The sequence below is a fragment of the Bradyrhizobium sp. genome (assembly GCF_019244115.1).
Lineage (GTDB): Bacteria > Pseudomonadota > Alphaproteobacteria > Rhizobiales > Xanthobacteraceae > Bradyrhizobium.
On sequence record NZ_JAFATE010000504.1, the window covers coordinates 1 to 3,153 of the forward strand.

The 3,153-nt window shown below is 65.0% G+C and carries 4 protein-coding genes; 3 read left to right on the top strand and 1 reads right to left on the bottom strand.

Annotation, left to right across the window (positions count from 1 at the left end; translation table 11 throughout):
• The 3 genes from JOZ76_RS22215 to JOZ76_RS22225 all read left to right on the top strand — a co-directional run.
• A partial coding sequence (locus JOZ76_RS22215; RefSeq protein ID WP_291701897.1) for a metal-dependent phosphohydrolase occupies positions 1–738 on the top strand: 738 nt, incomplete at its 5' end.
• A gap of 103 nt (positions 739–841) precedes the next feature.
• Positions 842–1,900, top strand: a complete 1,059-nt coding sequence (locus tag JOZ76_RS22220) for a DMT family transporter (protein WP_291701899.1) — start codon at positions 842–844, stop codon at positions 1,898–1,900.
• Positions 1,836–2,879: a C-terminal binding protein gene (locus JOZ76_RS22225; protein ID WP_291701901.1), complete on the top strand. Its 1,044-nt coding sequence runs from the start codon at positions 1,836–1,838 to the stop codon at positions 2,877–2,879. The genes JOZ76_RS22220 and JOZ76_RS22225 overlap by 65 nt, the downstream gene beginning before the upstream one ends.
• Positions 2,880–2,944: 65 nt before the next feature.
• On the opposite strand, the gene JOZ76_RS22230 is transcribed toward JOZ76_RS22225, so the two are convergent.
• A partial coding sequence (locus JOZ76_RS22230) for a DUF4139 domain-containing protein (protein WP_291701903.1) occupies positions 2,945–3,153 on the bottom strand: 209 nt, incomplete at its 5' end.

Below are 3,153 nucleotides of genomic sequence, written 5' to 3' on the forward strand. Positions count from 1 at the left end.
CCGTCGATCGCGCGGATCGCCATCGAGTGCATCGGCAACAGCGATGCCCTCTACCACAATGTCGAACACACCATGCTGGTGACGCTGGCCGGCCACGACATCCTGCGCGGCCGCTCGCTGCGCTGCCACATGCCGGCCGAGGATTACGCGCATGTGATCATCGCCTGCCTGACCCATGACATCGGCTATGTCCGCGGATCGTTCAAGACCGACGACGCGGAGGGTTACGTCGTCGACGCCACCGGCCGCAAGATCACGCTGCCGCGCGGCGCCTCGGACGCCGCGCTTATGCCCTACCACGTCGACCGCTCCAAGCTGTTCGTGATGGAACGCCTGGAAGGCATCCGCCAGCTCGACAAACATCGCGTCGCTCGCGCCATCGAGGGCACGCGCTTTCCCGCGAGCGTTCCGAGCGAAGACCAGAACGACGAGGACGCCGCCCTGCTGCGCGCTGCCGACCTGATCGGGCAGCTCGGCGATCCGCACTATCTCCGCAAGGCCAAGGCGCTCTATCACGAGTTCGAAGAGGCAGGTCTCAACCGGCAGCTCGGGTATTCGTCTCCGGCCGATCTGGTCGACCTTTATCCGCGGTTTCGTTGGAACAGCGCGGCGCCGCATGTGCAGACCGCGATCCGCTATCTCAACGTCACCTCCTCGGGCCGGCAGTGGATCGCCAATCTCTACAGCAACGTCTTCCGCACCGAGCGCGATCTCCTGCTGTCGGGGCCGCAGAGGTAGCCGAGCAGCCGCGATCGCCGCATAGCACCCTTCCGCGGCACGGCCTTGTCGCACGATGCGTTTGGTCACATCCTGAGAAGGTCTCAAGCCCGACCTCAGCGCAGTGCCCGCCGAACCGAAATCCCATCTGCCCCTGCGTTGGCTCCTCAACCAGCCCTACTTGCTTTTGAGCCTGACCGCGCTGTTCTGGGCCGGCAACATCGTGCTGGCGCGCTATGTCGGCCGTCACGTGCCGCCACTGACACTGTCCTGCGTCCGCTGGATCGGCACCTTCCTGATGCTGCTGCCGCTGTCCTGGCCGCATCTCCGCGACGACTGGCCCGTGCTCCGCGCGAGGCTGCCGTTCCTGATGCTCCTGTCGCTCGCGGGCTTTGCCATCAACAACGCGATCTCGTTCTGGGCTCTGCAATATACCGAGGCGCTGAACGCACTGCTGATCCAGTCCGCGGGGCCACTGTTCGTGGCGCTGTGGTCGCTCACGCTGTTCGGCGTGCGCCTGACGGCGGCGCAGCTCGCAGGCATTATCGTCTCGCTGTGCGGTGTCCTCACGATCCTGCTGCGCGGCGATCTCGCGGCGCTCGCGGGCATCCGCTTCAACCGCGGCGATCTGATGTTCGCAGCTTCGCTCGCAAGCTTCGGGCTCTATTCGGCGCTGCTGCCGCGCCGGCCAAAGATCCATCAGCTGTCGCTGATCTCGTTCACGACGGGCTGCGGTGCGCTGTTGCTCGTGCCGCTCTCGATCTTTGAGTTCACGATCGGGCCCAGGCTCACTGCCGATCCGCTGTCGCTGGCAACGCTGACCTATGTCGTGATCTTCCCCTCGACGCTCGCCTATCTGTTCTTCAACCGTGGCATCGCCCTGATCGGGCCGAACCGCGCCGCGCCGTTCCTGCACCTCGTGCCGGTATTCGGCTCGGCGATGGCGATCCTGCTGCTCGGCGAAGAGCTGCGTGTCTTCCACCTGATCGGCTATGCGCTGGTGCTGGCCGGCGTGATCATCGCCTCGCGGCAGGCCGCGAGGGGCGGTGATGCAGGACGCGACCTGCGATACAATGACGCCAGCCCCAAAGAACAAGGTTTCAACCAGGGAGCAGGACATGTCGAAGTTCAAGGTGGTGACGCCCAAAGGCGCGAGTTTCACGGTCGCTGGCGGCGGCTATGACTATGAGCGGGAGGCTCTGGATCCGATCGGCGCCGAGATCGTCGAGGCGCCGGCCAACGAGGCCGAGTTCATTGCCGCCGCGCGGCATGCGGACGCGATCTACGCCAAGGGCATGCCGATCACGAAAACCATCATTGACGCGCTCGAGGGCTGCAAGGTCATCACGCTCGGCAGCGTCGGCGTCGACAGCGTCGACGTGAAAGCCGCAACCGCGCGCGGCATTCCCGTGACCAACATACCCGACACTTTTATCGAGGAGGTGGCCGATCACGCGATGATGCTGCTGCTCGCAGGCTTTCGTCGGCTGGTCGAGCAGGACAGGATGGTGCGCGAAGGCCGCTGGTCCGAAGGACGCCCGGCGCTATTGAAGATCCCGCGGCTGATGGGGCAGACGCTCGGCTTCATCTCGTTCGGACGCGTTGCGCGCGCCGTCGCCAAGCGTGCCGCGCCGTTCGGCCTGCGCATGATGGCTTTTGACCCCTTCATCCAGGAAACGCTGATGTATGACCACGGCGTGATGCCGGCGACGCTGTCGGAGGTGCTGACGCAGTCGGACTTCGTCTCCATGCACGCGCCGGCCCGCCCCGAGGTCCATCACATGCTCACCGAGAAGCATTTTCGGCAGATGAAGAAAAGTGCGACCTTCATCAATACCGGGCGCGGCGCTACCGTGGACGAGGAGGCGCTGATCAAAGCGCTGCAGGAAGGCTGGATCGCGCATGCCGCGCTCGACGTGCTGGAGACGGAGCCACCCTCGCACAACAATCCGCTCTTGCGCATGGACAACGTCACGCTGACCGCGCATGTCGCGTCCGCTTCGGCCCGGTTCGACGAAGCGCGCAAGCGCCGTGTCGGCTATGAATTGTCGCTTGTGCTGCAGGGCATGTGGCCGGTCTCCTGCGTCAACCCGGCGGTGCTGCAGAACACACAGCTGAAGCGCTGGCAGCCGGTCGGCATGGACCGCGGCCCGAACAGCTGACAGTTCTCCCCTTCCCCGTTTGAAAGCCCGCAAGCGGGGAAAGGTCATCAAGCGTGCCGGGCCGATCAGCCCGCCGGGACCACGACCACGCCCTTGTCCTTCGGCCAGCGCACACGCCAGGCAAAGGCGATGTCCCTGGCTTCGCCGGCCTTGGCCTCAAAAATCCATTCCAGTACGCCGCGTTTGTCGTTGACGTTGCTTGCGGTCGGCGGGGTCGTGGCGGGCAGCATCTCGACCTGGATCTCGTCGTTTTCGCTGACCGGCACCTGGTCCT

Coding starts and splice junctions, on each gene's coding strand:
- JOZ76_RS22225 (WP_291701901.1), top strand. CDS start 1,836: ATGTCGAAGTTCAAGGTGGTGACGCCCAAAGGCGCGAGTTTCACGGTC.